Origin of the sequence: Streptococcus oralis, assembly GCF_003943825.1 — a bacterium.
Lineage (GTDB): Bacteria > Bacillota > Bacilli > Lactobacillales > Streptococcaceae > Streptococcus > Streptococcus oralis_CD.
Window position 1 is genome coordinate 1 of record NZ_RJNJ01000032.1, and the last position, 1,090, is coordinate 1,090.

Here is a 1,090-nt window from a genome sequence, read left to right on the forward strand (position 1 = left end):
ACTGGATTCGTGGCAGATAAGGCGAATGTAGCAGCGAAGACAGTGACTCCTGATGATAAGGATAGCGAAGAAGTTGTACAATACAAGAAGCTCGGTTCATACGTACCAAATGTACCAGACGGACTTCCAAAAGTACCAAACCTTCCATATCCAAACGATCCAACAGATCCAACGAAACCAGGTACTGATCTTCCATTGATTCCACATGTACCAGGAACTACACCAGTAGGCCCAGATGGCACAACACCNTTGACACCGAAAGATCCGAGCGATCCAAGCAAGGGNTACAACCCACCACCAATTCCAAACGATCCAACTCAGGATACACCAATCAGTTATGTGAAAGATGGTCAAAAAGCGATTATTACCTTCGTAGACCAAGACGATAACAACAAGGAACTTGGTAAGGTCGTTGAAAGCGGTAAGTCAGGTGAGCCAATCGGAACTACCAACTACGCAGCCCGTCTGAAAGAATTGACAGACAAGGGTTACGAAGTGGTGAACGATGAGTTCGCAGGACCTAAGAACTTTGACAATGATAATAAGACGGACCAACAATTCGTGGTTACTCTTCGTCAAGGTAAAGAGCCAGTAACAGACCCAGCTAAATTGAATAGCAAAGTAACTCGTACGATCAAGTACGAATACGCAGATGGTGAGACAGCCGGTCGTCCAGCTCTGAAAGCTCCTGTGACTCAAGAAGCAACCTTCACACGTACAGGTGAACGCAATCGTGTAACTGGCGTTGAAACCTTCGGTGCATGGACACCAGCTACGAAAGAATTGGCCCAAGAAGACACACCAGTCGTAACTGGATTCGTGGCAGATAAGGCGAATGTAGCAGCGAAGACAGTGACTCCTGATGATAAGGATAGCGAAGAAGTTGTACAATACAAGAAGCTCGGTTCATACGTACCAAATGTACCAGACGGACTTCCAAAAGTACCAAACCTTCCATATCCAAACGATCCAACAGATCCAACGAAACCAGGTACGGATCTTCCATTGATTCCACATGTACCAGGAACTACACCAGTAGGCCCAGATGGCACAACACCGTTGACACCGAAAGATCCGAGCGATCCAAGCA

Annotated in this window: 1 protein-coding gene; it reads left to right on the forward strand. The window is 46.6% G+C overall.

Annotation, left to right across the window (positions count from 1 at the left end):
- Nucleotides 1–339 precede the first annotated feature (339 nt).
- A partial coding sequence (locus tag D8863_RS11120; protein ID WP_438827528.1) for a mucin-binding protein occupies nt 340–1,090 on the forward strand: 751 nt, incomplete at its 3' end.